A 26,018-nucleotide genomic window follows, 5' to 3' on the forward strand; every position below is an offset into this window, starting at 1 on the left:
AGAATATCTGTTTTTCCTAAAATTTCACCTACCATGCACATTATTATTAATCATCAACTGTAAATGAAACGCCCGTAGTTCATGCAAATAATATTTGTCTTCATGCGGGAGATATTGAAAACGGTACGCGTGTCTTCCCTGATTTCGATTATGCCATCAAAAGACATATTTTCTGGATGATATAATTGAGGCTGCGTTGATTTAAGCGCTTTCGAAATGTTTTAATAACCCTTTTTTCGGAATGGACGGGACACGAACCATACCCTTATACGCTTATATATCTCGGTTTTCGCTACCTAATAATTGGTAGGTAACCGATAAAGTAACCGAATGAAATATGTTTTTTTGATTGATTTTGAATAAACTTCTTTATCAAAAATAAAAAAAAGTTAAATAAATTCAAAGACAAATTGACTACTTGTACAAGGACTTTTGGAGCTTGAAACCAAGAATAAATAAGTATTGAAGTTTTTAAAGTGTTAGGTTATGAACTCTAACACTTACACTCTTAATGTTTAATTATGTCAATAGAAAAGATAATATGCCTTTCTGCATAATGCCCAAAAAAATATAAGTTTGCATACCAAACTTATCATGGATCAAGATTTAATATTAAAAGTTGTAAAACAACACTATCCCTTTGTCACAGGAGCCATATTAACCGGAAGCTCAGCAAAAAATGGCGAAATAAAAGCCGGAAGTGATGTCGATGTATTGATCATAGACCCTACCTTCTCTGTGATTTCTTCATTCGTGACCCGCAGTGAAAACGTATACTTTGACTTTACTCAAGTTCCGTTATCAATATTGAAAATCTAATTATTAATGAGCTTTCGAACAGAATGGGATTCTGTTTTCAATGTTCAGTTATGGGGAGATAATATTAGATACTCCAAATGGATACATTAAAAGCGTAGTAGATTTTGTAAACAAGGTAAGGTCTGGTAGGTCGATGTTTAAGAATAATAACATGAACAAGGCCATAGGATATCTGAGGAAAATACAAAAACATTTTACCAGGGAATTGAAATCACATGAAAGATTTTTTTTGATAAACGACTTTTGTCAGTATATCACAGAAGCAAAAATTTACTCTTTAAATCAATTGCCTAATAAAGGAATTTATAAAGCAAATTTACTTAATGATCTGGAGCCAGATTTCATTAAGGACATCATCAAACTGAAGAACGAAGCTTTGACGGTGTCTGAACCCATGCATCAGATCGATGCTTATATAACAACTTATATAGACTCATTAGTTTTACAGGATACGCAGACCGCTAACTTTCTAATAATTGATATTTTTTACAAAGATATTTCTCTGGAAAGTTTGATCGGGAACTTGTTGCCCGAAATCAGAGCGCACGAGATGTTAGGCAAATATTTTAGGTATTTCTTTATTTCACCTGCGATCTATCACCAGATTTACAAATCTCCTTACTCTTTAGCATTTCATTTGAATAAGGAAATCAAGACATTTGTAATTGTCGATGAATTAAAATCGTTGATGTCAAAAAAATTCGGTCAACCACAATATCTTGCACTCACACCAACCTTTTATCACGAGTATAAATTAAAAAATAGTTCATTCGCAATTTCATTGAGTGAGATTATGCGCGAAAACAATAGAATTATTGAAAGCTTTATTCAGATTGACACGCCTTTTGAGAAAGACAGAATATTGCTGATTGCGATAATCGAAATAACTTATTTAGCAGCTTATTTGGATATAGATTTACAAATCTTATTGAAACTAAACTTCAATATTTGCGGTCAATATCTTTTTGGCAACAGGGAACAAAGTAAAATGAAGTATCCTGGTGAAATGTCTAAAATGCAAAATATCAAGTTTTTAGAGTTTACTAAATACTATCATCATGAAATAGATTGGATTGAGCAGGCTTTTAAAATCGGGCTCGACGCTGTTAATAATTTGGCTAAATATGAAGATAAGATTTATTATAACGCGTTAAAATTGTTTAAAGATCTGAGCACACAAGAGAAGTTGGACGATGCTTTTTATAATGATGAGATAACGCATGAATTGCTGACTAAAAACCTCTTAGTAGAGAATGTAGTGACAGCCAGATTTTATATAAATATGATCGAGTATATTTTAACCTCCTTACAGTTGAATATGCAAAATAGTGCATTAGCAGTATTCCTTGTAAGTACTGCCGTACATAAATTTAAAAGCAGCGCACAAGTATAATTCCTGGCGCTGCTTAAACTTATGTTATACCCTTGATCTGGATCCACTCGCAGATGGGCTTGATGCATACGGCGGTGGACTCGGAGATGGTGTAGGTGGTGGTGGTGGTGATGGCGGCGATGGTGGAGGTGGCGGAGAACTTTTAGAGCCGGACTTCGATTGAGAATAGCTGAAATAAAAACTTCCATCTTCATTACTGCCGCCCCCGCCGCCGCCGCCGCCGCCACCTGGAGGCGGGGGTACATGATAAAGGAAATGTTCAAAACAAGGGAACACTGCTCCTAAAGTGACTTTGGAAAGATCTGTAACATCACCTGGTTTGTAATGGGAAGGTCCGTCCGGGCTATAAGCTGTTTGACTTATATTGGCACCATTATAAAAATTGTCAATCAATTTATTCATATTATCGACTGAAAAATCTTTGTTATTCAGAATATCATTAAACGCATCGCGAAAGTTTGTTGAAGCTGCATCAGTACCGCTTCTCGTTATATCTCCACTGTTAAGAAAGTATGATGTGTCGGTATTTACGTTGGGATTGGCATTATCCATTGCCTGGTCCATCATTGCTGTAAAAAGAAAGGCTTCTATTTCCCGCTCATAGGTTGCGCCGGTATTATTTCCTACATACTGTTGGTACATATGAAAGATTTCGTGCACTACGTTTGTGAATAGATAACCCGCTGGGGTTGGATAATCAGGAAAAAAAACATTTAAATTCTTGCCGTCAAAAGCTGCTCCGCCAATTGGGGAATTATTAATTAGTGGCGTCTCAGGAGCATTCGAGCTTAACAAAGCCTGTAATACATCCTGCCCTAATTGATTTGACGACATTTGGCTGATTACAGTCGTAAAAGCTTCTAATTGACTTGGCGTCAGGCCACTGCCATTATTGAATAGTTTACTTAAAACATTGTTTGTTAATGTCTTAGGATCCATCATTGGAACGCAGTCGCCTCCGATGATCTTGGATTGCAGGGATTCATCGAGAACTTCTGTCAAGCCTCTCAATGTTGTTATTGGAATAGGTTTGTTTTTCATTTTTTATATTGAAAATAATTAAATAGCCTAACGGTATTATTTACTTGCGTAAAATATTCATTATATGCAGTATTTTCGCCCTGGACAGGTGAGATGTCAAAGTTCCTGAACTGATTACCCAGCTTAACCTCAACTATAGCATGGTTGTGATATTGTGCGTAGAAATCCGAATTGTAAGTACCGGCTTTTATCATTGTTTCGCTCATTTTTTTCCACGAAGCAAGAGTGAAAATTTTTGTTTTTTTTATTTGGTCTACTACGGTATCTTGCCTAGAATTAATAGGTCCCATGAATAGGTATGTATACTTAAACGCGGCAGATGTGTCTGTCTTAATCAATTTCCAAATATCCGGAGTTCCCGGTCTGTGATTCGCTTTGGTATAAACTATCTTTTGACAGGTAATTGAATCGCCTTTATTTTTAATAATTGTTACAGCTACTAAGCTACCAGCACCCGGATAGGCATACATTCTCAGTTCAAGAAAAGCTTCTGATTTTTTTATTGATGGTAAGATTTTAAGTTTTACAGCTTCCTGAGATTGAAACGATGAAATAGAGTCTTTTGAAAAAGCAACCCTACCCAGATTGTTTTTAATGATTTTCTGCCCGTAACCAATTGTGGAAAACGCCAACAGGATTGGAAGAATTGTTTTTTTCATGATAAGATACATAAAGATAAGACACAAAAAAAATATTTTCACAATTGAAACTTGGTTCGGATTTTGTCTCAAATTTATTAAAGAAATGAAGACTAATGATGACATATTTGTCACTTTTCATTATAACCTGTGCAATTTTTAACACCAAATTCTTAATGCGATTTATTTAATTAGACGGGTTTATGAGATTTCGTATAAGTTATGAAGACGTTGTCCTCCTCATCAGAGTCAAGCAGACGGGGTTGGTTGTTTACAATTTGTAGTTGTGACACATAAACAAGACATTTACAGCCGGAGGCAGCCCTGCTGTCTACTGTGATAAGGTTTAAGTTGAAATCCGGTAACGAGTGTTGAGAATTTCTTTTTTATTATCTGACGGATGCCAGCGAGTCAGTTTTAGACTAAAGCGAGGTTGGTGATAAGATGAAAAGTTTATAGATAATATTGCTATACCTTAAAATATCGCGAAGACTTTAATTTACCACAATGAAATAATATGAGTTTAAAATCTGGAACTGCCGGACGCTTTAATCAGGTTTTTAAACAGCCTTTCTTTGATATAAAGAGTTGTTACCTGTAGATTGCTATGCCTGTTTCGCTGCCTGATTTCCTCAAAACTTGCTCCATCCTGTAAATCATAATAATTACTGGAATGCTTAAGCGCATAGAATTTTAAATGCACTGGAATATTATAGAGTTTTCTGAAAGTCCGCCAGCGTTGGTCCAGATAACCATCACATGCCTGGTGAGCAGAGCCTTTAATGCCTCTTCCGAAAACATACAAAAATAACGCGCTTTTCAGGTGCATGTCAAGGGTATATAAACCCGCCATCGCGGGCCCTTGACATGCACCTGACGCGCGTTGCAGGGTAATAAAACTTAATTATTCATTATGGAAAAGTTTGCATTAACCCTTCAGTCTAAACCAGCTATCGAACAGTATATAAGTGAAAATCATTGGATGTCCTATGAAAGGCAACTGATGATGGAAATACTTTCCTATATCGATAAAGGCGATGTGGAGCAATTAGCATGGTTTGCTGGGTTCGGAAACAGTTACCGCCAGATACTCATGAATGTAAATGAATATCGCAAAGGTTTGGAGTTCGGGTTTACAACAATTGCGTTTAACCAATATGGCTGGTTTGCTTCACCGAAATTCCTCAATTACGAAGAAATTGAAATGGAAAAGAGTAATATCAGGATCGGTCGTGGTCCTAATGGCCTTTGGGCTTATGCGCTAAGTATCAATTATGGCGTAGCAGGCAGCAGCGCCCCCTTATGTGTCTTCTGCAAAAAGTTTCCGAACCGCAATACCGCAATGATCGCTGCATTCACCGAATTGAAAGTTGCCATCAATTCAAAAATTGGTAGTACTGACAGGACTAATTATCATCAGGATGTCTTGGTCAAAACTTTGAAAGCAATAACTGCCGCAGAGATTGGTTTAGTGCAGTTAACTTTGTTCTAACCGGTACCCTTTTAATTATTAAGCCGGGGGGGATATCCCCCTCCGGTTAAGGGTTTAGATATTTTACCAACAGTATTTAATAATTAACGGCTCACCGCTTTATATTCGCTTTATGAAGAAACTGTTTATGATTGGCCTTATAGGCACTTCAATTGCACTGATTTCCTGGGGATTTAAAGGTCACCGTGCGGTGGCAACCATTGCCCAAAAACACCTGAACAGCAATACGGCTTACGTAGTATCTGCTTATTTGAAGGGCGAGAGCATGTCTGATGTGGCTACCTGGGCAGATGAGAACAGGAACACCACCACGGCGCCCTGGCATTTTTTGAACCTGCCTTTAGGCTTGACACACGAACAGTTTGTGAAATTTGTCAGCGAAAGTGATAACAATGTGTACACCGCGATCCTGAAAACAGAAGCGAGCCTGAAGGATAATAATTTGACGGCCGATCAGATCAATGAGGCACTTAAATACCTGATCCACCTCGTAGGGGATGCGCACCAACCGATGCACATCAGCCGTAAAGAGGACAAGGGCGGTAATACCATTCAGGTTCGCTTCGATTCCAAGGGAACTAACCTGCACAGTCTGTGGGACAGCAAGCTGATCGACCATGAGGGTTTAAGTGAAGCAGATATTGCCAAAAATTATGATGTGGCTACCGCTGCGCAGATTAAACAATGGCAGTCCGACAGCCCGATGGAATGGATCTGGGAAAGTTACCAGATCAGCAGTGAATTATATGCGCAAGCCAAATCTGGTCAGGATATTGACGAGATATACTACCAAAAATATATTCCGGTGATCCGTAAACGGATCGATCAGGCCGGTATTCGTTTAGCCGGTGAACTGAACAAGATCTTTCTAAATGAGCGTGTTAAAACGACAACTGTTAAGCTTGTGCCGCCAGCACCCATAGGGACCACAAATGCACCGGTAGTCAGATTGGAAAATGTTAAAAATTTTATCGGATTGACCGTCAGCGTGCAAGGTAAAGTTTACACTGTTAAAGATATCGGCAGTATGGTGCTGGTAAATTTAGGGGCAGCTTATCCTAACCAGTTACTGACCGTCGCCTTAAAAGGTCCGGCCAAAGATCTGGGGAGCCAACTGGATAATAAAACCCTAACAGTGGAAGGGGAGGTGATCGATTACAAAGGTAAGCCTGAGATCATTGTATCCGACCCGGCAAAGATCAAATTTTAATGAAATGAACGAACCTTTTATTTTACCGGTTACCTATCAGGGAAAAGCTTATGAATTGAAAGCACGTTTTGAACGGTGGGGTTACACCCACCGTATCGCAGTACTGATTGATGAAACGACGTTTACATTTGAACCTGATGAAGAAGGTGGTTACCGGGCACTATCGATCCCTGGCACACTGGTTCATTCAGTTCCAATCGATGCAGGTCTCCTAAACGCCATCGCTGAAAAGTTGATCAGTTTAAATAATGCTTAAATGGGTTTTGATTGCGAAGGATCAATAAGTGCTGCTTTAAAAATTCACATCTAAATTTATTGATATAAAGATCTGTTGATGGACATTTACGATTTCATGGAATTGAGTAAAAATGATCGGGCGGAGGCTGTCTGGCAAGGCAAATTTCTTGGTGACCGTATAGATGGAAAGTACCGGGTCCAACTTTACAGCTTAGGCTCTTTTCATGTAGAGGTTTATTATAATCAGGTTTCAAATGAAATTGCTCGTTTTCATCCCTTTAAGTTCCTTCACAAGTTAGTACCATATCTTCAGCAAATCGATTTGGAGACCCCGGATCAACAATAGTTATGGAATTTTACCGGGAATAAAAAGGCTGTCTATTGACAGCCTTTTTATTCCCTAAACAGTTATTGATTAAATTATTTCGCTTCGTTTTTTTTCTCCGTCACTTCCGTTCTGATTTCTTGAGCGCACGTTTTTAATTTTTGCATGGCGTTTCTAACGCGTGTACCTGCGGCTTTATTTCCTTTTTCATAGAATGCGGTAAAATCTGCTTCTGAAGCAGCAATTAATTCTTTTACTTGCTTGAATTTGTCCATCGTCGATGTTTAATTTTTAAAATTGCCGCGAATATAATTATTATCTTGATTTACAGCGTGATAAAAATTCTTGTCTTTCCTAATAAAGGACAAGTAAAAATTTAGATAATTCTTATCGTCCCTTAATCAGTTTTTGGTCTTCGTGGTCGTTGCGAAGCAGGGTTATTACTGGATCTCTGCTTGAAATAAGTGAAGATTGATTTCTTGAAAAGTTAGCCGGCCGGTTGGTAGCTTGCTGTTTTTCAGGAGCTTTTTGATCAGCCGTCCTCACACTCATCACACGGGTGCCGAATGTCATTCCATTGAGCGCTTCAATGCACCGGGTTGCACCGGGGGCATCCATCATATCGACAAAGGCATAACCCTTGCTCTTACCGGTCTGCATGTCCCGGATAACCGTTATTTTTCTGACAAGTGCATGCATCGTAAAAAGCTGGTCCAAGTCAATCTCTGACATCTCCTTTGGAAATCCGACAACAAATAGTTTAGTCATATAACTCTTTTCTTGAATTGGTTTAGCTTGCTAAAGCTACAGCTTTATTAATGTGTGGCACCAGGTCAATAAAAACTAAGCCTGCTTTAGTTTAGCTTCCATCGTTTGGGTCGTATGCGGCACGGCACGCAGGCACTCCTTCGGGATCAGCTTTCCTGTGGAACATGTTGATATAAAGTTTGACGAGTGATTTGATTTTAGATGCTGCAATCGCAGGGGCATCAGAGACGAGAGCGATACCCATAGACTAAGGCCGGTTCACATTTAATTCGTGCTGCAAATTATGGTCGGCATTTTAAAACTGCGATGTTTTATCGATTTGATCTTTTGATAAACTTTATCAGGTCTTTTCCATCACCATTAAACACATCAAAATCGGCTTTTTCTGAATCAATTGAGTAATTATCTTTTTTTTGCCAAATAACGTAGCCATTTTTGCGCCACAATTTTGGGATCTTAGGCGATTTCTTGCTTGAATACTCTGCAAGCCATAAAGGATATCTGGCTAAAGTATCGTTGACGTAATAGGTATTGGCAAACGAAAGGTCGCTGTAAATAACGGGCGTACGATTGGTTTTTTTTTGAATGTAATCGAGAAAGACCAGCAGGTTCCGGTCAAATACTTTGAGGTTTGATACGCCCTTCACGCCGTCTTCCTCCACGTCTACAACTGGTGGAATATCAGTTTTTCGCCAGGCTTTGACGGTGTTGATAAAGTGGCCTGCTTGGACAACCGGATCTTCATCCGCATGATAAAAATGATAAGCGCCTCTAACAAGATTCCGTTTTGAGCAAAACTCCCAGTTCTTTTGAAAATCCGGATCGGTATATGAGCGACCTTCGGTGGCTTTGCAAATGGCGAAGTGAATGGTATCCATTCGGTCAAAATCTTCAATCAGATTTCCCTGGTAACGTGAAACATCAATTCCATAAACATGCGCAACGGCTTGCGTATCCTTTTTGAAGAGCATCTTGAAGTCTGCCGTATCGCTTAAAATTTCTGCTTTTATCATTTGAGCAGCTGTTTTTAAAACAGAATGCTTGGTTGCGGGCATTGCCGGTGTATTTGGTATAGGTGTTTCAAAATCAAAAAAAGCGATGATGAATAATGCGGCCGATAAAATAAGGAAGCCTGATAGCCAATACACCCAACGCCGGTTTGGTTTTGCCGCCCAGCCTGCCGGTTTAAGGCTCTTAACGGTGCTGTTACTATCCTTCGGGCGAAGCATGGTTTCCCTTTCAGGTTTTAAACGGGGTTTCCAGGCTTTAAATATTGATTTTGATGGCTGGGGAACCGGATATTGCATTAGTAAGCTTGCTATTTTAACCGCCTTTCGATGCGCCAGAGCCAGGGCTTCAATCCGGCTCCGGAAATTCTGGTTGGCATCTGCGATATTTTTAAAGGCAAAATCGCATCGCAGGGCATTTTCCGTTGTATGGATCACGAATGGGACAAAGCGATACAATTTATTCAGGCTGATAATATGCTGAACAATTTCTGTGTGGGTTACTTCAATATCGTTGTTTGCGCCTTTTTGGAACCATGCGCCAAATATTGAAAAGTAGCCCGTATACCAATCTGCCCCATTTGTTTTATCAAATGTTTTTCCATGCATCATGCCCGATAGCTCGTCGTGCATCTTACTTAAGCCGATGATGTTTTCGGAATATTCCTGCTCGTAAGCTTCGGTAACGTCGGGGTATGTTTTTAGTAATGTTACCAGGTTGTAGTGGGCAACGTATAATTCATCACGCACGCTAATGACCGACCTGACGATCTTGGGCGAAACGGAATTGATGTAAGTTGATAAGCCAGCACCCCGCAGACATTGCTGTGGCTGTAATAACAGATAGGGAAGCTCCAGCTTGTCTCTTAAACTATTGATGCGGTTATTTTTAACCTTTTGGAAGGTTTTAAGGTAGGATGATAAACATTGATACTGGGCATTGCATATTATTTTTATTTGCTTTAACTGCGCTGTGGTATCATTTGGCGAAAGCGCCAGCAAATGTTTTTTTGACCGCATATACCAGCTGTAAATTGCTCCCGCAACGAGGCATGCCGCGAGTAAACCCACAAACCAGGTCAGCCCTGAATAAGGCATGGAAAATGACAGAAACTTCATCATGTGATTGGATCATAAATCTGATTCCGGGCTAACTGATCGTGGACGGGCCTCCGGACTCAAAATGTTTATTCATTCTTTTCGGGATAATATTTATTCAGCCATAAGCGGGCTAATTGCTGCTTGGTTATATTTTTCAGGTAAAAGCTTATCGGAACGCCGGATTTGCCTTTTCTCACCTCGTTTAGGTAATCCTCAAACGCGGTCATCATCGTATTGATGTCCATTACTTTATTCACACTTTGATCGGCCTTGTTTAGGCCGGTGAGCACGTTTTGGATGATGCTGTTTTGCATGGCAAGTAATTTGGCACCTAATTTCGCCGAATCGGCCGACTGGCTTACCGTCCGTTTTTCGGAGGTTGTTGCATCTAATATGGCTGACATCCCACTGGTTATTTTGGCGGGATTAAGGTCCGTAACTGCTTTCAGGCCCGTTTGTAACTGATTAGAACGGATTGATGTGATAGTGCCCATTACCACAATTGTTACATGTGCCATTATTTTTTGGGTGTTGAGCACATTTTTAATGTCATCCATGAATGATTGGTCAATGCCATATCCGCCCGAGGCATCTTCCAGCCAGTTACCGATGGTGAGCCTTTCCTGCAGGCTGCCGGCCAAATCGGTAAGAGAAATATCGCTGCCAGGCTGCTGCTTAAGGATATGCACCATGCCCACGAAGCTCGACCCATAGGTAGCGCCGCTTAACATCGACAGATGATTTGTGCTGTCAGCAGCATCGGTTTTTACAGCGGCAGTTAGCTTATCCTCGTCTGAAGTGCTTAACAGATCATCCGGGAAAAGTTTATTCCATACCATTACCGCTTTATCGACATCAATAACACAAGGCGATAACATAACGGCGTTTTTATGCGTGCAACTGGAAGTAATAATAAGCGTACCGGATAGATCGTGGTTTTTTTGCTGTTGTCCTATCTGCGTAGATGTCGTTTTTACAACATCTGCAGATGCTTTGTTGCCCAGTCCATTTGTGGCTTCCTTGATATAGTTTTCGATAGCGCTCATGCTGCCGGATGGATTTTCGCCTTCGTATGAAAAGTATTGGGCGTCAAGTTTAAGTGAATCAGAAGCCAGGGGCATATCTTTGATTATCGACGCGCCAAAATCAAGCGGACTTTCTATTCCATCGTCAGTTTCAATATCGGCCAGTTGTTCTTTCAGTTGCTGAATCTGGGTTTCATTAGCCAGCCTGGTACCGGCGTAGGAAGTGGCGGCGGTTACAATGGCATCATCCAGTTCCGTCACCTTTTCCTGTAGTGATGAAACATTTATACCCATATCAAGCATCTCATTAATTGTCATGTTAAGGCTTCGCCGCAACGCAATCTGCGAGTTGAGTTTATCCTGGGCCGCGTCAATTTTGCTTTGTAACCCGCCTATCTGTTTAAGCGTACTTAAGATAAGCGGGTCAATGACGTTACCCAAAACAAGTGAAGGATGATCAAATGGAATGGAAGATGGCATTTTATAATTTTAAAAAGGAGGAAAGGGCATTACGGTAAAACAATTTTGTCGATGACGTTCAGATGGCCCGGTTGAAGTCCTTCAATGCCGATTACGGTTTCGGGCAGGCTTTCGTCCCAAACGCAATTGCAGTTATAATGTATACCTCTCGGGTTTGCGACAGATCCGGAAACCGTTTGTAAGTAGTTCCTGGTGCCGTTTGGCATCAGTACGCTTATAGCCCAATGATCCCAGCCATACCAGCTTTTGGTTTTCATGTGAATGGCGTAGGGGGATTTGTCGGCTTCGTATGCGCTAACGGTGTAGCCATAAACCATGGCTGTTAGATGCATCAATTGACTCCTAAAATCAGCCTGGGCACCCGTATTACCGGCATTGGCATTGCCGAAGAAGCCGTTCAACATTTTGATGGAAGATGCGACATCCTCATGGTTGATTATGTCGATAATATTGTTGGCCAAAGTATCATTGATTGCAGTGGGAGCTTGTTGACTATCGTAGAGGAAGAGATTATAATAAATATGTTGAACCGATAAGTCATCATTAACATTTTGAAAATTGCCCTGCAGGGCCCATGCCCAGCAGGCTGCATTATTTAATAAACCCTGGTCTGTACCTGGTATCATAAAGCCGTCACGACTGGAAGTTCCGGTTTGAATTTTCTGAATTTGATCGTTACTGAGTTGTTGCATTTTTTTAAGCTTTTGAATTGTTGATACGGTAAGTTATTTACTTGACTTCTAAGCGCTTTTGGAAATTTATAACCAAGTGACGTGATCACCTGGTTATGCACCGGCGTTTACACCTGCGCGAATATGTCAGTAGATTTGTAACCCGATGATAAGGCTGGAGCAGTGCTCAGCTGCCCTGTTGTAAGATTGAGTGTTAAAACGCCGGGCGTACCGAAAACAACCCCATTGGTATAGTCTTTAACATTTTTTGCCAGATTAAGGGGCACGAAACCGTTGTTTAATATTTGGGCAGCTTCATCGGCAGTGCTGCATCCCGCCAGATATACTGCCTGGGCATTTTTGAGATGGCCACCGAAATCTCTGACCAGTTCGGCGTAACCGTAATCCCCGATGCCTAATGCATCAGCGTGGCCAATAAGAAACAATTTGCCAACAGGGCTTACCTGGCCAATGTTTTGATCATTGTACATCACAACATCGGCATTTCCAGCGCAATACTGTTTGTTAATTTCCGAGGCTAAATCAATGAGTTCTTCCTCGTTTCCTAAGATGATAATTTTGTCTGACATGGTTTTAGAAATTTAATTTTAAGTAATTGATATTTAGTTATTTATATGTTAATAATTCAGCGGAATATGCATATTGATAAGATGGCGATGCTTAGGCAGGGCCGATTACTGGCCGGCATTGGCATTACCCTGCGCCTGAGCCGACTGGCCGCTTGGCGGCGTACTGTCATCACCGCCGATGGTTAAAAATTTGCCCGGGTAGTATTTAGCCACCCACATTTCTGCCAGTTGCTTTTTGGTAATGGGTTTTAAGTAGTAATTGATGGGCACACCGATGTTGCCTTTCAGCGCCTGCTGAATGTAATCGTCCATACCATCCATCATGGAGTTGATGTCGATGATCTTGTTCGCGCCATCATCGATAGTTGCAAGGCTGGCCAGCATGCCTTGTACCTGTGAGTTTTTGATGGACATCATTTGCTGACCGGTTCTGGCTTTTTCGGCAGCGCTGTTAACGGTATCGTCATCGCTTGCGGTAGCGGTTTGCAATTGCGCCAACTGATTCATCGGGCCGGCATCATCAGGTTTAAACTGTTGTACGCCCATTTTTACCGAGTTTGATTTGATTGAAGGGATAAGGCCCATGGTAACCAACGAGCAGTGGGATGAGATACTCTGCGTGCTGAGCAAATTCTTGGCATCGTTAGAAAAGCTGCTATCCAAACCAAAACCACCGGCTGCATTCGAAACAAAGGCGCTTACTTTGAACTGAAGCTGCATGCTTTCGGCCATTGAATACATTGTTTCCGACGACCGGGTGGTGGTGGTATTTAAAATATGCACCATACCTATAAAGCACGAGCCGTATGTTGCGCCAGATAGCAGCGTGAGCGATTTTTCGTCGCCCTGTTCGGGCTGTGAAATAATGGCGGCCATACTATCGGGATTGGTTGGATCCATTATCTCATCCTTGTACACCTTATTCCAAACCCTTATTGCTTTATCAACGTCAAGGATCAGCGGAGCCAGCAGCATAGCCATTTTGTGGGTACAGGTAATGCTTATCACCAGCGTTCCGGCAATATCGTGTCGTTGGTATTGGCTGTTCATCTGGCTTTGAGCAGAGGAGCTGGCCTGCGATTGAACAGATTTGCCAAATCCAGCTACCTCTTCGCTTACAAAACCCTTAACCGCCGAAGCTTGGGTGCTGGAATCCTGATCGTTTTCGTCGAATGAAAAGTATTGAACATTCATCTTGAGCGAGTCGGCCGATAGTGGCATGGTGATCGTTTTACTTTTGTTGTAATCAATCGGGCTCTCGATTTCATCGTGCACGCCTTTTATTTTGGCTTTCAGCGGCTGAATCTTTGCCAGACCCTCTACTTTAGTCTTGGCATATTCCACGGCAGCCTCTTGAATTGATTTACCAACATCGGTGCTCTGTTGTGTAAGATCGGTTACATCGATATTCATGTCAATAAGTTCCTGTATAGTCATATCGATGCTTCGCTTCATTTCTATATAGGAATTCATGGTGTCTTCAGCCGCATCAATGGGTGCCTGTATGGCGCTGATGGCGGTTAAATTGTCTAATGCTTCCTGGCTTACCAGGTTACCCAAAACAAGGGATGGGTCATAAGGAATAGTTGATGGCATAGCTTGTTTTTTTAGTTATAATTGAATAATTCTTGTTTGTAATAAATTCTTCAGTTTGCAGCGTTTGAATGCGGGGCCGGGTGATGCGTCCTTCTCCTTTTATCGCATGCTTTTATTTTAATTATGTTAGACATTTTGTTTGATAGTTGCTTGTGCTTGTCTTGTCAATTTCTTGCCTCAATTGCCGGAGCCTCAACTGGTCAAAAAACCGGAATGATGCGTTGATTGTGTAATGCAAAGCAAGGACTCTTTGGCTAAGTTTTTTAGACTGGAATTATGTGTTTATCTAATCAGGTATTTTTACCTACTTGCAAATTTTAGCCTGAGATGTGGCAATAGGGTGCCGGTGTTTGTGATAAAAAAATCTTGGATTTCAAAAATTTATATTCAAAACAGATAAAAATACCTGATCGGCAATTGAGGTGTTTTCCTGCGCCATATTTCTTACCGGAATACATTTATTTGTACGGTTTTCTATTAATCAAACACATCAATGCATTTTATGACTAGGATATTTGTTTTAAGCGCCATTATCATCATCCTATCGGGAATGACGACGATAGTTGTAATGGATATTGTCGGAAGCAATAAGTCCGTAAAGACCAAGAGCACGCCCGGGCGCAGCGTTTCGGCAAACACATTGGCACGGAAACGTCCCGAAATTCTGTACGAATTCAGAGTTCCGTTATTTAAAGGATTTAATTTGACGTTACGTTACCGTAAGGTGCATCGATTTTACCTGACCATCCTGTTCGGGATCTTTTGCTCGTTTCTGTTGCTATTTCTCACCAAAAAGATGATCAGCCCCAGGTTAGTTGAGTTTTTGATCGCCTTTTCAGTATTGCTGTTATTTGAATTTATAACCGATTTGATGGAAGAACCCATTAAGAGCTACACCCGCCGCATGCCGGTAACCGAGTTTCTGATGATTACCGGGTTGGCGGCTATAATGGAGTCAATGCATCATAAACTGGCCGCATGGTTGCAGGTATGCTGTGGCGTGGCTAATGTAAAAAACAATTGACAGGGCAAACGATATGCCAGCTAAGTAACTAAATTTATTTATTTTTAGTTATTATTTAGCTGACGTCTGGTTCAGGGATCAGGGGCCTGATGTCATTAATTTATGAGCCCGTTTTCTCGTTAACTGATTTTATTCATATGATTTTGTGATTTATACCCGGGTGTTTTGAAGGACTATGTATGTTAAATGTTAAAGACCGAACCGATAGCCTTGTCATCAACGCGATGTTGGGTGCGTTCGCCGTTACGGCGCTTTTTCTAACCATCCTTTATTTGCTGCAACGCCGGTTATGGCGACAGCATCAAAAACTTCAAAATGAGAAGCTGGCTTATCAGAAATCGTTAATGGAAGCAATAATTGATACGCAGGAGGAAGAAAGACAGCGAATTGGGCGGAATCTGCACGATGATATCGGCGCAATGCTGGCGACATTGCGTTTTAGGTTTGATCATTTTTTATCCGGCCAGCCGGCAAACGATGCATCAGAAAAAGGGCGAAACCTGATTAAAACGCTTATAGACCGGCTTGCAACCGAAATCAGAAGGATGTCGCACCAGCTTAGCCCGGATATTTTAACTCTGCTTCCCCTTAGCGAGGCCGTGCAGCAGCTTTTTACAGATATACAATCGCCCCGGATAGAGATCCGGTATCCGGAAGATGGTCTGCTTCAGCTCAACTTTTTTCAGACGAATGACGCCGTTGCATTGTACCGGATCATGGAAGAACTTATACAGAATACGCTGAAACACGCCGACGCATCGCTTATTTCGTTAGAAGTAAAAACACTGCCAGGTCAGCTTTTATTAACCTACCGGGATAATGGCAAAGGCTGTTGGATCTCTAATAAAAAGCCCAAGGGCCTAGGACTGAAAAACCTGGAAACAAGGGTGCGGGTACTTGGCGGAGATTATACCATAGAGTCGTTGCCCGCTCTGGGTTTTAAATTTGAATTTACGGTTCCAAACCCCAAATTGTAAAATGGCAGAACAGATAAACATCATTATTGCCGAAGACCAGCATTTACTACGGCAAACGTTGACCAGCATGCTAGATGAGGTTGACGATTTCCAAGTATCCTATGATGTAAGCGATGGGAAATCGCTGTTGGCCTTTTTAAAAGACGCGCCTACATTACCCTATATTTTGCTGTTGGATATCAGTCTTCCGGATATCAATGGTTTGGAGCTATGCCCGATAATCACTCGCGATTTTCCACATGTAAGGATCATCGTGGTTTCCATTCATCAACAGGAGAGCCTGATCGCCAGAATGATTACCCTGGGCGCCAGCGCCTACCTAAATAAGAATGTCGATTTTGATTTACTTGTTCAGGCCATAAGGGCTGTGTACGCGCATAAATTCTTTATGGACGACCATGTAATAAAAATACTTCAAAACAGCCAGCGACATTTAATCAACGAGAAAAAAAAGAATAATCAGATCGATATTGATCTATCGATCAGGGAAATTGAGGTGCTGACACTTATTTGCCGGGAAATGAACAGCATGGAAATAGCCGACCGACTGTTTATCAGCGCCAGAACAGTAGATGGCCACCGAAACAGAATGCTGTTAAAAACAAAGAGCAAAAACGTAGCTGGACTGGTTATGTTCGCCATAAAACATAACCTGGTTGAGCTGATATAACTTGCCTGTATCCCACTTACCTTAATCACCGCGACACCTCTGTATATCATGGATGATCAGTGCAGATTTACGCTGCATAGAGCTAGCCTATGAAGGTTCATACAGAAAGCCAGTTGCAACCAGTGCATACATAGCCAAAACAAAAGTTGCATGAATATTTTGGATCAGGTTCCAGATATCTCGCGGACTGTTTGCTGCAAGGACATTTAACAGTTCAAAGTAAACCAGCGAACTGCTGAAATATAAAAGGATGCCTGCCGTGATCCAGTCAAACGACATGATTCTCGGGTTTTCAGAAACGGCGTTGCTGTAAAATGCAATTACACTGCATATAACGATAAATACTGCGCTGATTGACCGGGCGTAGGAATTAAACTGGTAGATGGAATGCAGGAATGTAAAATCAACAAAGGTGATAACGATAAATATTGGGATAAACCAGTTAATGGCCAATTGGAATTTCGGGTTGTTGAATACTTTTCGGAAATAGCAGAATATCAAAAGCCCTTCTACAAGGGTATAAAAATGTAGAAGGGGTAAATTATTGATATGCCGCTGACCTATCAATCTTTCCGCGATATCGATGACCATCGCAAAGACCAGGTAGATCAAAATAATATTAAAGCCAGCGTTTAAATAAAGTCGCTTAAAAAAGCCTATCCCAATAGGAATAATTGCCGAAACCGGAACAATTAACCCCGCGTAGATGTGCTTCATTATATTGTTGGAATCTGAACGTTAAATAACGCGCTAGTTTTATCACATGTTTGCGGACAAGGTGTAGTGAAATCGTATATAGAAGAATCATTATCATTGCCGGATGCTAATAGGTCTACAAATACGCCATCTTTTTCAAAAACGGGTACAACGGAGCCACATAGGTCTGCAAGGCAATCAGCATCGAGTTCCTGGGTTAGGCCAAAATAGATTCGCACGCCTACTATTTTGGCATCACTAATAATGTGATGCTTCGCGATGATCTGCGTAATATCAGCCCAAGGCACAAAAATGGCACGTGGAACTTGGTCTGGTTTAACTTTGTAATTTGGATGCAATGAAAACATCTTCAACCAATTTTTGATCCTTTCAAAGGCTTTTTCTTTGGTGATCTTTGTGTGGATAACACCGTGGTTGTCATCGTTTAGAATACTCACGTGATTTTTAAGTTTAGATTGATTTATTAATTTTTGTTTAATTGTTTCAGGCGTAATTGACCAGCTTAGTCTATGAAAGAAAGATGGATGATAGTCTGAAGGTGCCTTTTGAATTAAATTCAGGCCTATCAAACATACTAAACAATGCTTGCCTTTTTAAGTATTATTTAAATTGCGAAACATCTATCCAGGCAATGCCCATTGGCTCATGTGTCGATGGTTTTGCGCAGAAAATCACACGGTTGCCGTCTGAAAAGAATTTGGGATGCTGCGCATTAGGTGTACCGTTTCCATCCGTTAAGGGTTTGGGTTTATCCCAGGATCCGTCTGCTTTAAAAAGATAAAGTGCATAGTTCTCCTTATTTTCAAAATCACGATTACTTTCAAAAACAACGTATTGACCGCAAGGCGACACGGCTGGCGCTCTGCCTTGAAAGTTTTTGTCATATTCTTTAGTAGAAACCTTGGTTCCCTCCATAGGTAAACAGGTAAATCCGTCGTTATCTATGTCGTTGATAAAAATATAGTTTTTGAATTGGTTATAGTGATAATCTTTGTGTTCAATATCCCAACCTCGTAATTTCGGCTGACCTGCAAACGCAATCTTTATGCCCTGGTTTGGGAAAACTGCCGGCATACCCGCATATATCGGCTCGCCTCCACATTTTCCACTAATATTCAGATGAATAACCCCACCACATTCATTTAAAAGCGTACTTCTTGGCGAGGCATCATCATCCCCAATTTTTCTATTATTCATAACCACAATCTGGTTGTTGCCATCGTTGTCGAACAACCATTGAGGGTAAATATAAAACTGGGCATCATCAAGTTTAGTTAAGTTGTATCCAAACTCGTTAATTGTCCAAACACTATTTGCTCCCTCGTTTTCAGCAACGTTAAAAACGATACGATGCCCGGCCCAATCTGGTCGTGTTTGATCCTGGCCCCTAAAATCCTTAAGGAAGTAATACGGATTAGCTCCTGTCAGGTTTTCTACTATGCAAAGTTTTGTTACTGCTTTGTCACCTTGATCGAGGCTCGTTCTTTCGAACAAAATTTTGTAGCCGTCGGGCTGAATGGACGGACGATAATCAGAAAAACCGGGGCTCCTGGTGACCCAGTTTATTGTTGGTAGCTCATTTATCATGATGAGTTAGTTTAGGCAATTGAAAACGACGGAGCAGTTCGATATTTTTCAATATTACCGGCCGCGTAAGAGTAATATTCTATTATCGAAAAAGATCCTTACACTTCCTTAATTGCGCTCTTAAGGTATTTCAGCCGATAAAATAACTTATATCAATACCACGAATACTGTAGTAAATATATAATGAATCTTTAAAAAATCAAATTTTTTTTGGCGATCTAATGCCGGCTGTCCGATAGCATTTCGACTCAGTTAGTGGCTTGTCCTTTCAACGAGCAGCTGTTGTCCACAGCGCTAACTTTGAAAGAACATCAAGCCTATCTAATAATGTCCAAAGAAAGACTTAGTAAACCAAAAGCTTTTCCCTTGTATAGGTTAGAATGTCTTCAACTAGATTTAGCTGATCGTTTGCATACTCAATTTTTTCTAGGATAATGCGTTCGTCCGGCAATAGCATTTCTAGTTCTGTTGGTTGAAAATAGTTATTTGTCGATATTTTCATCAGTAATATAACCAGTAATTTTAAATTGGTTAAGATTCACTGTCACCATATCACTGTATTGAGTAACATCCCAATTAATATTGTCCAATTGTTTATATCGTAACATATAGACGTTTTCCAAAGTTAAAAAGTTCGTATTCGTGCAGGTTGGAATACAGTAAGTTACGAATGATTGGTCTTTCTAATAGTAAGCCAGATTTTATGCCAATATGTTCTGATGTAGCGTCGTAAAAGTCCCTTACGCTAAAGTGAATAGATCCCATTTTTTATTTTTGTAGACAATTACTTCCATTCTTCTATGTGATTATATAGTCAGCAATTTTGTACTTATTACCTCTTATCAGACACTTTATTACATTGCTAAGATACCTATACAACTTCTTATATCTTTTGCCGTCTTGCTGTAATGTCTTTCGAGATCATCTGCAACAAATGAGAGGATGCTAAAAATCTATTTAATTATTGCGTAGAAGCTCAGAAGATTAACATCAACGCTTTTAAGATATGTTTTGTCTATCCTGAAAAAGCCAATTTAAGGCCGCTTCGGTAATGCCAGTATACCATTCTACCTCACTGTTCGTTGCAGCCGCCAACTCGTTTGAATGTTCAAAAAAACGTTGAATATGTCTAGGTTCGGGCACGTAAGCTGCATTGTGTGAATCCTCAATCATTTTTAGAAACACCCGCAATGGCAAAGGCACAATCGTTGAAGTGCCGCCATAGTATGCGATATGTAATTTGTGAAGCCCATAAAAATGCGCAATTACTGACTCATTGATATTAGGAGCGATAAAAAGGCAATATGCTGGCTTGTTATTTTCGCGCTTATATTTAGCTAAATGGCGAGTCACTGATTCACCTTCAGTTTCATACTGACGTTGTCCGCTCTGCATTGTTACTTCCACTGTCAAACCGAATTCTTCGTAATCACATTGGATATCAGCCATATTGCCCTGCGCGGTAGACATTGGCTGTCCAAAGTCGTCAAATTTTAAATTAGCTTTAATATTCCCTCCATCAAGCATCGTCATTGCCCGCCAAGTATTCCATTCAAGCATTAATGGCGTATCATAAAGGTCATTATCCAATATTTGTGAAAAAGTAGTATTGATATCATCAAACAGTCGATAATCTTTTATAGCTGATACTTGTTCGCTAATAAACTGTTCCTTACGTGATTCGCGGGCATTGGACAAAAGCTCTTTCAGTTCAGGAAGATTGACGCCTAACGGTATAGCTATTTCAGGAAACTCAGCAGCCAATCTTTCCAACAATAATTCCCGATTATCTGTTAAGAGCAGTGGCAATTGAGTATTACCTAGATAAATGGTATAGCTTGCTTCGTTATCGATAAAGACAGGATTACGGTCTGTGTTCGCTAAAAAATAATCTACCTCCGCGGTTTTTTCAGGTACAATGGATATCGATTTACCCAAATGCGATATATTGACCAAGCCTGTAGCTCTAAGATAACGAACGCAGGCATCTGCGTAATCACGCATATTACTGGCCTTGGTTTTCAGGAATTTAGATATGGAAGCGTCCTCAGTTTCTCGTGTCCTGGTATTGCCAGCAATGATATCGTTCTCATATATTAAGCGGAGTTCGGCATCTAAGTATTCGGCTTTGAAGCGGCGATAGTTACCTTCGTTCTGCGCCTTGGCAATCCTAAAGGCATCTATTTTGGAAACAATCTGATCAAACTGTCTATAATCAACCAACTGCAGACCGAACATAACCAGCTCATCAAATTTCAGCGACCCAAAATGACGAACTAAACGAAATATTTCTAAGTAGGGTTTAACCCAGAACTCAGCAGAATTAGCTGTTGGCCGATGGAAGGGAGAGGGTACTTGAAATTTTAATAACTGCCTTAAAAATATCTCTTCTTTTCTTGGAGCATCTATCAGCTCCCGGCCGGCAGGGGTTAGGGCGATTACTGGCGATAATATTACAAAACCCAAGGATTTGGGACCGCGATTTATTCTGTCACGCGCGCTGAAAGCGGGGTCGTTAGCACCCTCCCCATTGAAAAAGTTTTCTTCTTTCAGCAAATCCATGAATGCCCTTTGATTGTCAGTATTCCAGCGAAGTCCGGAGAAATGCTCGCTCAAAAGCTGTATTTCGGGAATCATTTTAGACGGTGTTCTGGGGGAAGTGGTCAGGAAGATCACTTTACTATCAATCCTAGCCATATTAAGAAGCCAATTCGATTTGAGGTTTAGGATTTAAATATCGCATTTCTCCGCTGCTTTTGTAGTTAGCCAACAGGATGTGGGAAGCTGAAGCCTTAAAGCGATTCCGAATGTTTACTGCGTAAGATTTATCATATTCATCGATGATTAAATCGCCATATAGCTTTTCAGTCAAAGGTGTACGGCCTATAACCATCAGCGCTTTGCACTTAAGCCTACGATAGGCCGAGGCTAATTCAATATGGTTCTTTTCTGTAAAGCCATCTTTATGCTCAATGTTTCCGTAATCAGAAAAAATACAATTATATGGTGGGTCTAGAAACATAAAATCATCTTTTTTAGCAAGTTGAAAAATTTCCTTGTAATCGCTATTGAAGATTTCTGTAGTTCCGAGCAATTTTTGATGAGCTTCGGTGATCAACGATGTATTTAAATTCGCATAACGTCCATATGGCACGTTAAATTCGCCTTTGGCATTATGACGAATCATTCCAGAATAAGCTGTTTTGTTAATGTAGAAATACAATGCTCCGTCAGAGTATTTTTTATCTATCAACTCATTATACATGTTCCTCAGCTCATAATAGAAAGCCTCGTTCTCATCATTTACGCGGCTATCCGGGCTGTTAGCTTTTAATTGCTCAAAACGTTTGCGATTGTTGGAGTAAATTCGCTCAATTGACTGCAACTCTGCCGACAAAGTGTTATAGTCTGATTTGACCATTGAGTAAAATGACATTAGCTTACTGTTTATGTCATTGATTATTGCGTTTTGGGGCTCGAGGTAAAAATATAATGCTCCCCCGCCGAAAAACGGCTCAATATAACGTCCGGAAAAGTCCGGTATATGTTTGACGAGGTGCGGCAATTCCTTGGACTTGCCGCCCCGATACTTGATTAGCGGTTTCATGAAAATCCTTTGTACAAACTTCGACAAATTATCGGGAAAATAATATTTTAGTTTCCCGTCTCTATTTGCCACCCTCGAGTTATTTAATCATTGTCTTATATTAATAATATGATTATACTTCCGTCAATCTTACTATACAGAGCTTTTTAAACGACTGTAAATTCTCACATTAGATTCTATCAATATATATTCTACTCATTGGTTTCTCGGAATTTAAGTACTGGTTGTTACTAAAAAATATTAATGATTTGATAACTTTGAGTATCTTAAACCTAAATATCATGAATCAAGGCGCGAAATATTATAGATGCGATTTTCAAGTGCACACCCCTAGGGATTTACAGTTCATAGGAAACGAATACGTTACAGAAGATGCACGAAAGGAGTATTCCAACAGATTTGTCAAAGCATGCCGTGAGAAACATGTAGATGCAGTAGCGATAACAGATCACCATGATTTAGCATTTTTCAACTACATAAAGAGCGCGGCTCAAAATGAAGAAGACGATAACGGTTTACCAGTTGATGCGGAAAAAAGAATTATTGTTTTTCCTGGATTAGAACTGACTCTCGACTTGCCTTGTCAAGCCTTGATCTTATTTGATGCCGATTTAGATATTAACGAAACTGTTAAAATTAAAATCTATACAGCGCTAGGAATTCAAAATCATAATCCTGACAGCCATTCTAAAGCTGCTCAGCATAGTCGGCTCCCTTTCAAAAGAATAAATGACATATACGAAAAATTAAATACCATTGAAGACCTTAAATACCGCTTTATCGTATTTCCTAATCTTAAAGAAAACGGAGGCGACTCTATTTTACGTGAAGGTTTTCACAATGAATATGCAAACGGCGTTTTTGTCGGCGGGTATTTAGATAGAGGACAATACAATACCCAAAGTTCAAGAGTAGGATGGAATAACGTTGTCAATGGAAAAGTCGAAGCATACGGTTTTCGTTCCATGGGTTTATTTCAAACATCTGACAACCGGACAGATACCTTTGAACACTTAGGGGTATCTTCAACGTGGGTAAAATGGACGGAACCAACCGCCGAAGCCTTAAGGCAAGCTTGTCTAGCAAAAAAATCCCGAATATTACAACAGGAGCCAAATTTACCAGTAACTCACATTCAGGAATTTAAAGTTAGCGGAAGTAACTTTTTAAAAGATATGCACCTCGATTTCAACCCTCAATTTAATGTTGCCATCGGGGGGCGTGGGACAGGGAAGTCTTCATTGCTGCAATACATTTCATGGGCTTTGGGAAAGGATATTGACGTACCTAAAAGGGCAGATTTAGAAAACTTTATTAAGAACACGTTAAATAATGGCCTCGTGGAGATAACCGTAAATAAAACAGGAATTCCCCATTATATACGTCGCTCTACTAGCTTATACGAAATGAAGATTGGTAATGCTGATTGGCAATCAACAAACAGCCAAAATGTAGCTACTATCATCAGATCGGATTCTTTTTCTCAAAAGGAATTAAGCAAACACGATAAAGACAAAACAAATCAACTAAATCGGATAATTGAGAATGCAGTACAAAGTGATCTCGAATCTATCAGGCGCAAAATCGAAGAAAATGGCAATAAAATTAGAGAAGTTGCAACTATTTATGAATCATACCTAGCGAATCTGAAAACTGCTAAGGATTTAAAAATCCAGATAACTTCTTTAACCATACAAATAGTCAGGTTAAACGAATTGCTTAATGAAATGCCCTCTGAGGATCAAGTCGTCATAAAAAGCAATACATTGATTAATGAAGAGAAAAATATCATCAGTATATCTGAGTACCAAATGGCGCAAATCGCAAATCAAATAGAACATATAATAAATAATTTAAATTTTAAGCGACCTGAGTACAAATCGGAGGCCATCCAAAATTATGCGGCAGTCAAAACTTTTCTAAATGCACAGGATCAAAACCTTACTAAAATTAAAAAAGGCCTGTTGTATTCGTTACAAAATATATCCTCAGAGGATTCTGTACGCTATAAAAAAGCTTTAACTGATTTACATGAAGAACACGATGAACGCTATAAGGAAGCCAAAGAAAGGCAACAAACGTTTGAATCAACCATTAAAGAAATAGAGGAGTTGCGTGCGAGATTACGCATTCTGACTGACGATAGATATAGAATAACGCAACTGATTGAAGCGGAAAAGGGAGTTCAAAAGGAATTAAATCAGTTATTTTTCGCACGAAATGAGTTGAATAAAAGCTTATATATATTATTCAAGAAAGCGGTCGATGACATTGCTTCGAAAAGTGAAAGAACGTTAGAAATTAAGTTGTCTACCCTTACAAACATTGAAGATATCTTAGGCTCGTTCATCGAAAATGTAACAGGTAGCAAAGGACAACCACAAAGAACACAAGCTTTTTTTCAAGGATTATTGAATGGTAATAATACCTACAAAAATCTATTGAAATTTTGGCTGTCGCTATACAAAAAAACAGCATCTACCGAAAGCGTCGACAATATATTAGCTGAGTACGGTTTATCCAACAATTCTCTTCTTGAAACGGATTGGGAAAGGATTTCAGAGTACTTCAGTAACTCTTCGACCATTATTGAATTTGCATTGGATCTACCGACTTATAACCTTGAACTAATATATTGTAAGGATGATAAAAGTAAAATTCCATTCCAAGATGCATCATATGGGCAACAAGCAGGCTCAATCTTAACCATTTTGTTAAATCAAGAATTTGGACCATTGATTATAGATCAGCCGGAAGATGATTTAGACAATAAGGTTATTCATCAAATCACAGAAAACATTGTTGCTGCTAAGCACAAACGACAGTTAATTTTTAGTAGTCATAACGCCAACATAGCCGTTAATGGAGATGCAGAATTAATCTTGGTTTTTGATCACAATTCCGACAAATCCGCTGGAGAAGTTAGCTCTTTTGGTTCTATTGATATGGACGGCATTAAAAACCAGGTTAAAGAAATTATGGAAGGTGGTAAGGTTGCATTTGAAATGCGAAAAACTAAGTATGGATTTTAACGAACAATCAT

The 26,018-nt window shown here is 40.0% G+C and carries 24 protein-coding genes; 9 read left to right on the forward strand and 15 right to left on the reverse strand.

Annotated features, from left to right (window positions below; translation table 11 throughout):
• Window positions 1-594: 594 nt before the first annotated feature.
• The gene (locus PQO05_RS10690) at window positions 595-819 is read left to right on the forward strand and encodes a nucleotidyltransferase domain-containing protein (RefSeq protein ID WP_273632898.1); all 225 of its coding nucleotides are present in this window, start codon (window positions 595-597) and stop codon (window positions 817-819) included.
• Between the two features lie 151 nt (window positions 820-970).
• A complete protein-coding gene (locus PQO05_RS10695; RefSeq protein WP_273632899.1) occupies window positions 971-2,212 on the forward strand; it encodes a hypothetical protein in 1,242 nt (413 codons plus the stop codon).
• Window positions 2,213-2,236: 24 nt separating this feature from the next.
• Here PQO05_RS10695 and PQO05_RS10700 read toward each other — a convergent pair whose 3' ends face one another.
• From PQO05_RS10700 to PQO05_RS10710, 3 genes are all read right to left on the reverse strand, one after another.
• Entirely contained in the window at window positions 2,237-3,253 is a 1,017-nt protein-coding gene (locus PQO05_RS10700; protein ID WP_273632900.1) for a hypothetical protein, read from the reverse strand.
• A complete protein-coding gene (locus tag PQO05_RS10705) occupies window positions 3,250-3,912 on the reverse strand; it encodes a hypothetical protein (protein WP_273632901.1) in 663 nt (220 codons plus the stop codon). The genes PQO05_RS10700 and PQO05_RS10705 overlap by 4 nt, the downstream gene beginning before the upstream one ends.
• Window positions 3,913-4,414: 502 nt before the next feature.
• Window positions 4,415-4,744 carry a hypothetical protein gene (locus tag PQO05_RS10710; protein ID WP_273632902.1) on the reverse strand — a complete coding sequence of 110 codons (330 nt, stop codon included), beginning with the start codon at window positions 4,742-4,744 and terminating at the stop codon, window positions 4,415-4,417.
• 60 nt (window positions 4,745-4,804) lie between these two features.
• Between PQO05_RS10710 and PQO05_RS10715 the strand changes: the two genes are divergently transcribed.
• From PQO05_RS10715 to PQO05_RS10725, 3 genes are all read left to right on the forward strand, one after another.
• Window positions 4,805-5,383, forward strand: a complete 579-nt coding sequence (locus tag PQO05_RS10715; RefSeq protein WP_273632903.1) for a hypothetical protein — start codon at window positions 4,805-4,807, stop codon at window positions 5,381-5,383.
• A 112-nt stretch (window positions 5,384-5,495) separates the two neighbouring features.
• Window positions 5,496-6,593 carry a S1/P1 nuclease gene (locus tag PQO05_RS10720; protein WP_273632904.1) on the forward strand — a complete coding sequence of 366 codons (1,098 nt, stop codon included), beginning with the start codon at window positions 5,496-5,498 and terminating at the stop codon, window positions 6,591-6,593.
• Between the two features lie 4 nt (window positions 6,594-6,597).
• Window positions 6,598-6,849, forward strand: a complete 252-nt coding sequence (locus PQO05_RS10725) for a hypothetical protein (RefSeq protein ID WP_273632905.1) — start codon at window positions 6,598-6,600, stop codon at window positions 6,847-6,849.
• A gap of 401 nt (window positions 6,850-7,250) precedes the next feature.
• Here the strand turns inward: PQO05_RS10725 and PQO05_RS10730 are convergent, their stop codons facing one another.
• The 7 genes from PQO05_RS10730 to PQO05_RS10765 all read right to left on the reverse strand — a co-directional run bounded on the left by PQO05_RS10730 (window position 7,251) and on the right by PQO05_RS10765 (window position 14,393).
• Complete coding sequence (locus PQO05_RS10730; RefSeq protein WP_273632906.1) at window positions 7,251-7,430, reverse strand: histone H1; 180 nt, start codon at window positions 7,428-7,430, stop codon at window positions 7,251-7,253.
• A 112-nt stretch (window positions 7,431-7,542) separates the two neighbouring features.
• Window positions 7,543-7,923 (reverse strand): RNA recognition motif domain-containing protein, encoded by a 381-nt coding sequence (locus tag PQO05_RS10735; RefSeq protein WP_273632907.1) that lies wholly within the window; start codon window positions 7,921-7,923, stop codon window positions 7,543-7,545.
• Window positions 7,924-8,234: 311 nt separating this feature from the next.
• Complete coding sequence (locus PQO05_RS10745; RefSeq protein WP_273632908.1) at window positions 8,235-10,052, reverse strand: GH25 family lysozyme; 1,818 nt, start codon at window positions 10,050-10,052, stop codon at window positions 8,235-8,237.
• Window positions 10,053-10,117: 65 nt separating this feature from the next.
• Window positions 10,118-11,536, reverse strand: coding sequence for a hypothetical protein (locus PQO05_RS10750; RefSeq protein ID WP_273632909.1), 1,419 nt, complete (start codon window positions 11,534-11,536; stop codon window positions 10,118-10,120).
• A 29-nt stretch (window positions 11,537-11,565) separates the two neighbouring features.
• Window positions 11,566-12,228 (reverse strand): hypothetical protein, encoded by a 663-nt coding sequence (locus PQO05_RS10755; RefSeq protein WP_273632910.1) that lies wholly within the window; start codon window positions 12,226-12,228, stop codon window positions 11,566-11,568.
• A gap of 107 nt (window positions 12,229-12,335) precedes the next feature.
• Complete coding sequence (locus tag PQO05_RS10760) at window positions 12,336-12,797, reverse strand: hypothetical protein (protein WP_273632911.1); 462 nt, start codon at window positions 12,795-12,797, stop codon at window positions 12,336-12,338.
• Between the two features lie 105 nt (window positions 12,798-12,902).
• Window positions 12,903-14,393, reverse strand: coding sequence for a hypothetical protein (locus PQO05_RS10765; protein ID WP_273632912.1), 1,491 nt, complete (start codon window positions 14,391-14,393; stop codon window positions 12,903-12,905).
• Between the two features lie 502 nt (window positions 14,394-14,895).
• On the opposite strand from PQO05_RS10765, the gene PQO05_RS10770 reads away from it, so the two are divergent.
• From PQO05_RS10770 to PQO05_RS10780, 3 genes are all read left to right on the forward strand, one after another.
• Window positions 14,896-15,417 carry a hypothetical protein gene (locus tag PQO05_RS10770; RefSeq protein WP_273632913.1) on the forward strand — a complete coding sequence of 174 codons (522 nt, stop codon included), beginning with the start codon at window positions 14,896-14,898 and terminating at the stop codon, window positions 15,415-15,417.
• 179 nt (window positions 15,418-15,596) lie between these two features.
• Window positions 15,597-16,394, forward strand: a complete 798-nt coding sequence (locus tag PQO05_RS10775) for a sensor histidine kinase (protein ID WP_273632914.1) — start codon at window positions 15,597-15,599, stop codon at window positions 16,392-16,394.
• Window position 16,395: 1 nt separating this feature from the next.
• Entirely contained in the window at window positions 16,396-17,064 is a 669-nt protein-coding gene (locus tag PQO05_RS10780; RefSeq protein WP_273632915.1) for a response regulator transcription factor, read from the forward strand.
• Window positions 17,065-17,151: 87 nt separating this feature from the next.
• On the opposite strand, the gene PQO05_RS10785 is transcribed toward PQO05_RS10780, so the two are convergent.
• The 5 genes from PQO05_RS10785 to PQO05_RS10805 form a co-directional block, all read right to left on the reverse strand.
• Window positions 17,152-17,781: a hypothetical protein gene (locus PQO05_RS10785; RefSeq protein ID WP_273632916.1), complete on the reverse strand. Its 630-nt coding sequence runs from the start codon at window positions 17,779-17,781 to the stop codon at window positions 17,152-17,154.
• Window positions 17,781-18,350 (reverse strand): hypothetical protein, encoded by a 570-nt coding sequence (locus PQO05_RS10790; RefSeq protein ID WP_273632917.1) that lies wholly within the window; start codon window positions 18,348-18,350, stop codon window positions 17,781-17,783. Before PQO05_RS10790 ends, PQO05_RS10785 begins: the two co-directional genes overlap by 1 nt.
• A 31-nt stretch (window positions 18,351-18,381) precedes the next feature.
• Window positions 18,382-19,368 (reverse strand): TolB-like translocation protein, encoded by a 987-nt coding sequence (locus tag PQO05_RS10795; protein WP_273632918.1) that lies wholly within the window; start codon window positions 19,366-19,368, stop codon window positions 18,382-18,384.
• 999 nt (window positions 19,369-20,367) lie between these two features.
• A complete protein-coding gene (locus PQO05_RS10800) occupies window positions 20,368-22,065 on the reverse strand; it encodes an AlwI family type II restriction endonuclease (protein ID WP_273632919.1) in 1,698 nt (565 codons plus the stop codon).
• A gap of 1 nt (window position 22,066) precedes the next feature.
• A complete protein-coding gene (locus PQO05_RS10805; protein ID WP_273632920.1) occupies window positions 22,067-22,975 on the reverse strand; it encodes a DNA adenine methylase in 909 nt (302 codons plus the stop codon).
• 281 nt (window positions 22,976-23,256) lie between these two features.
• Between PQO05_RS10805 and PQO05_RS10810 the strand changes: the two genes are divergently transcribed.
• Window positions 23,257-26,007, forward strand: a complete 2,751-nt coding sequence (locus tag PQO05_RS10810; protein ID WP_273632921.1) for a TrlF family AAA-like ATPase — start codon at window positions 23,257-23,259, stop codon at window positions 26,005-26,007.
• The last annotated feature ends 11 nt before the right edge of the window (window positions 26,008-26,018 follow it).

This window comes from Mucilaginibacter jinjuensis, from assembly GCF_028596025.1.
Lineage (GTDB): Bacteria > Bacteroidota > Bacteroidia > Sphingobacteriales > Sphingobacteriaceae > Mucilaginibacter > Mucilaginibacter jinjuensis.

Coding starts and splice junctions, on each gene's coding strand:
- PQO05_RS10745 (WP_273632908.1), bottom strand. CDS start 10,052: ATGATGAAGTTTCTGTCATTTTCCATGCCTTATTCAGGGCTGACCTGG.
- PQO05_RS10805 (WP_273632920.1), bottom strand. CDS start 22,975: ATGAAACCGCTAATCAAGTATCGGGGCGGCAAGTCCAAGGAATTGCCG.
- PQO05_RS10695 (WP_273632899.1), top strand. CDS start 971: ATGAACAAGGCCATAGGATATCTGAGGAAAATACAAAAACATTTTACC.
- PQO05_RS10785 (WP_273632916.1), bottom strand. CDS start 17,781: ATGAAGCACATCTACGCGGGGTTAATTGTTCCGGTTTCGGCAATTATT.
- PQO05_RS10730 (WP_273632906.1), bottom strand. CDS start 7,430: ATGGACAAATTCAAGCAAGTAAAAGAATTAATTGCTGCTTCAGAAGCA.
- PQO05_RS10800 (WP_273632919.1), bottom strand. CDS start 22,065: ATGGCTAGGATTGATAGTAAAGTGATCTTCCTGACCACTTCCCCCAGA.
- PQO05_RS10705 (WP_273632901.1), bottom strand. CDS start 3,912: ATGAAAAAAACAATTCTTCCAATCCTGTTGGCGTTTTCCACAATTGGT.
- PQO05_RS10715 (WP_273632903.1), top strand. CDS start 4,805: ATGGAAAAGTTTGCATTAACCCTTCAGTCTAAACCAGCTATCGAACAG.
- PQO05_RS10720 (WP_273632904.1), top strand. CDS start 5,496: ATGAAGAAACTGTTTATGATTGGCCTTATAGGCACTTCAATTGCACTG.
- PQO05_RS10710 (WP_273632902.1), bottom strand. CDS start 4,744: ATGGCGGGTTTATATACCCTTGACATGCACCTGAAAAGCGCGTTATTT.
- PQO05_RS10750 (WP_273632909.1), bottom strand. CDS start 11,536: ATGCCATCTTCCATTCCATTTGATCATCCTTCACTTGTTTTGGGTAAC.
- PQO05_RS10755 (WP_273632910.1), bottom strand. CDS start 12,228: ATGCAACAACTCAGTAACGATCAAATTCAGAAAATTCAAACCGGAACT.
- PQO05_RS10690 (WP_273632898.1), top strand. CDS start 595: ATGGATCAAGATTTAATATTAAAAGTTGTAAAACAACACTATCCCTTT.
- PQO05_RS10795 (WP_273632918.1), bottom strand. CDS start 19,368: ATGATAAATGAGCTACCAACAATAAACTGGGTCACCAGGAGCCCCGGT.
- PQO05_RS10780 (WP_273632915.1), top strand. CDS start 16,396: ATGGCAGAACAGATAAACATCATTATTGCCGAAGACCAGCATTTACTA.
- PQO05_RS10810 (WP_273632921.1), top strand. CDS start 23,257: ATGAATCAAGGCGCGAAATATTATAGATGCGATTTTCAAGTGCACACC.
- PQO05_RS10770 (WP_273632913.1), top strand. CDS start 14,896: ATGACTAGGATATTTGTTTTAAGCGCCATTATCATCATCCTATCGGGA.
- PQO05_RS10700 (WP_273632900.1), bottom strand. CDS start 3,253: ATGAAAAACAAACCTATTCCAATAACAACATTGAGAGGCTTGACAGAA.
- PQO05_RS10735 (WP_273632907.1), bottom strand. CDS start 7,923: ATGACTAAACTATTTGTTGTCGGATTTCCAAAGGAGATGTCAGAGATT.
- PQO05_RS10775 (WP_273632914.1), top strand. CDS start 15,597: ATGTTAAATGTTAAAGACCGAACCGATAGCCTTGTCATCAACGCGATG.
- PQO05_RS10765 (WP_273632912.1), bottom strand. CDS start 14,393: ATGCCATCAACTATTCCTTATGACCCATCCCTTGTTTTGGGTAACCTG.
- PQO05_RS10760 (WP_273632911.1), bottom strand. CDS start 12,797: ATGTCAGACAAAATTATCATCTTAGGAAACGAGGAAGAACTCATTGAT.
- PQO05_RS10725 (WP_273632905.1), top strand. CDS start 6,598: ATGAACGAACCTTTTATTTTACCGGTTACCTATCAGGGAAAAGCTTAT.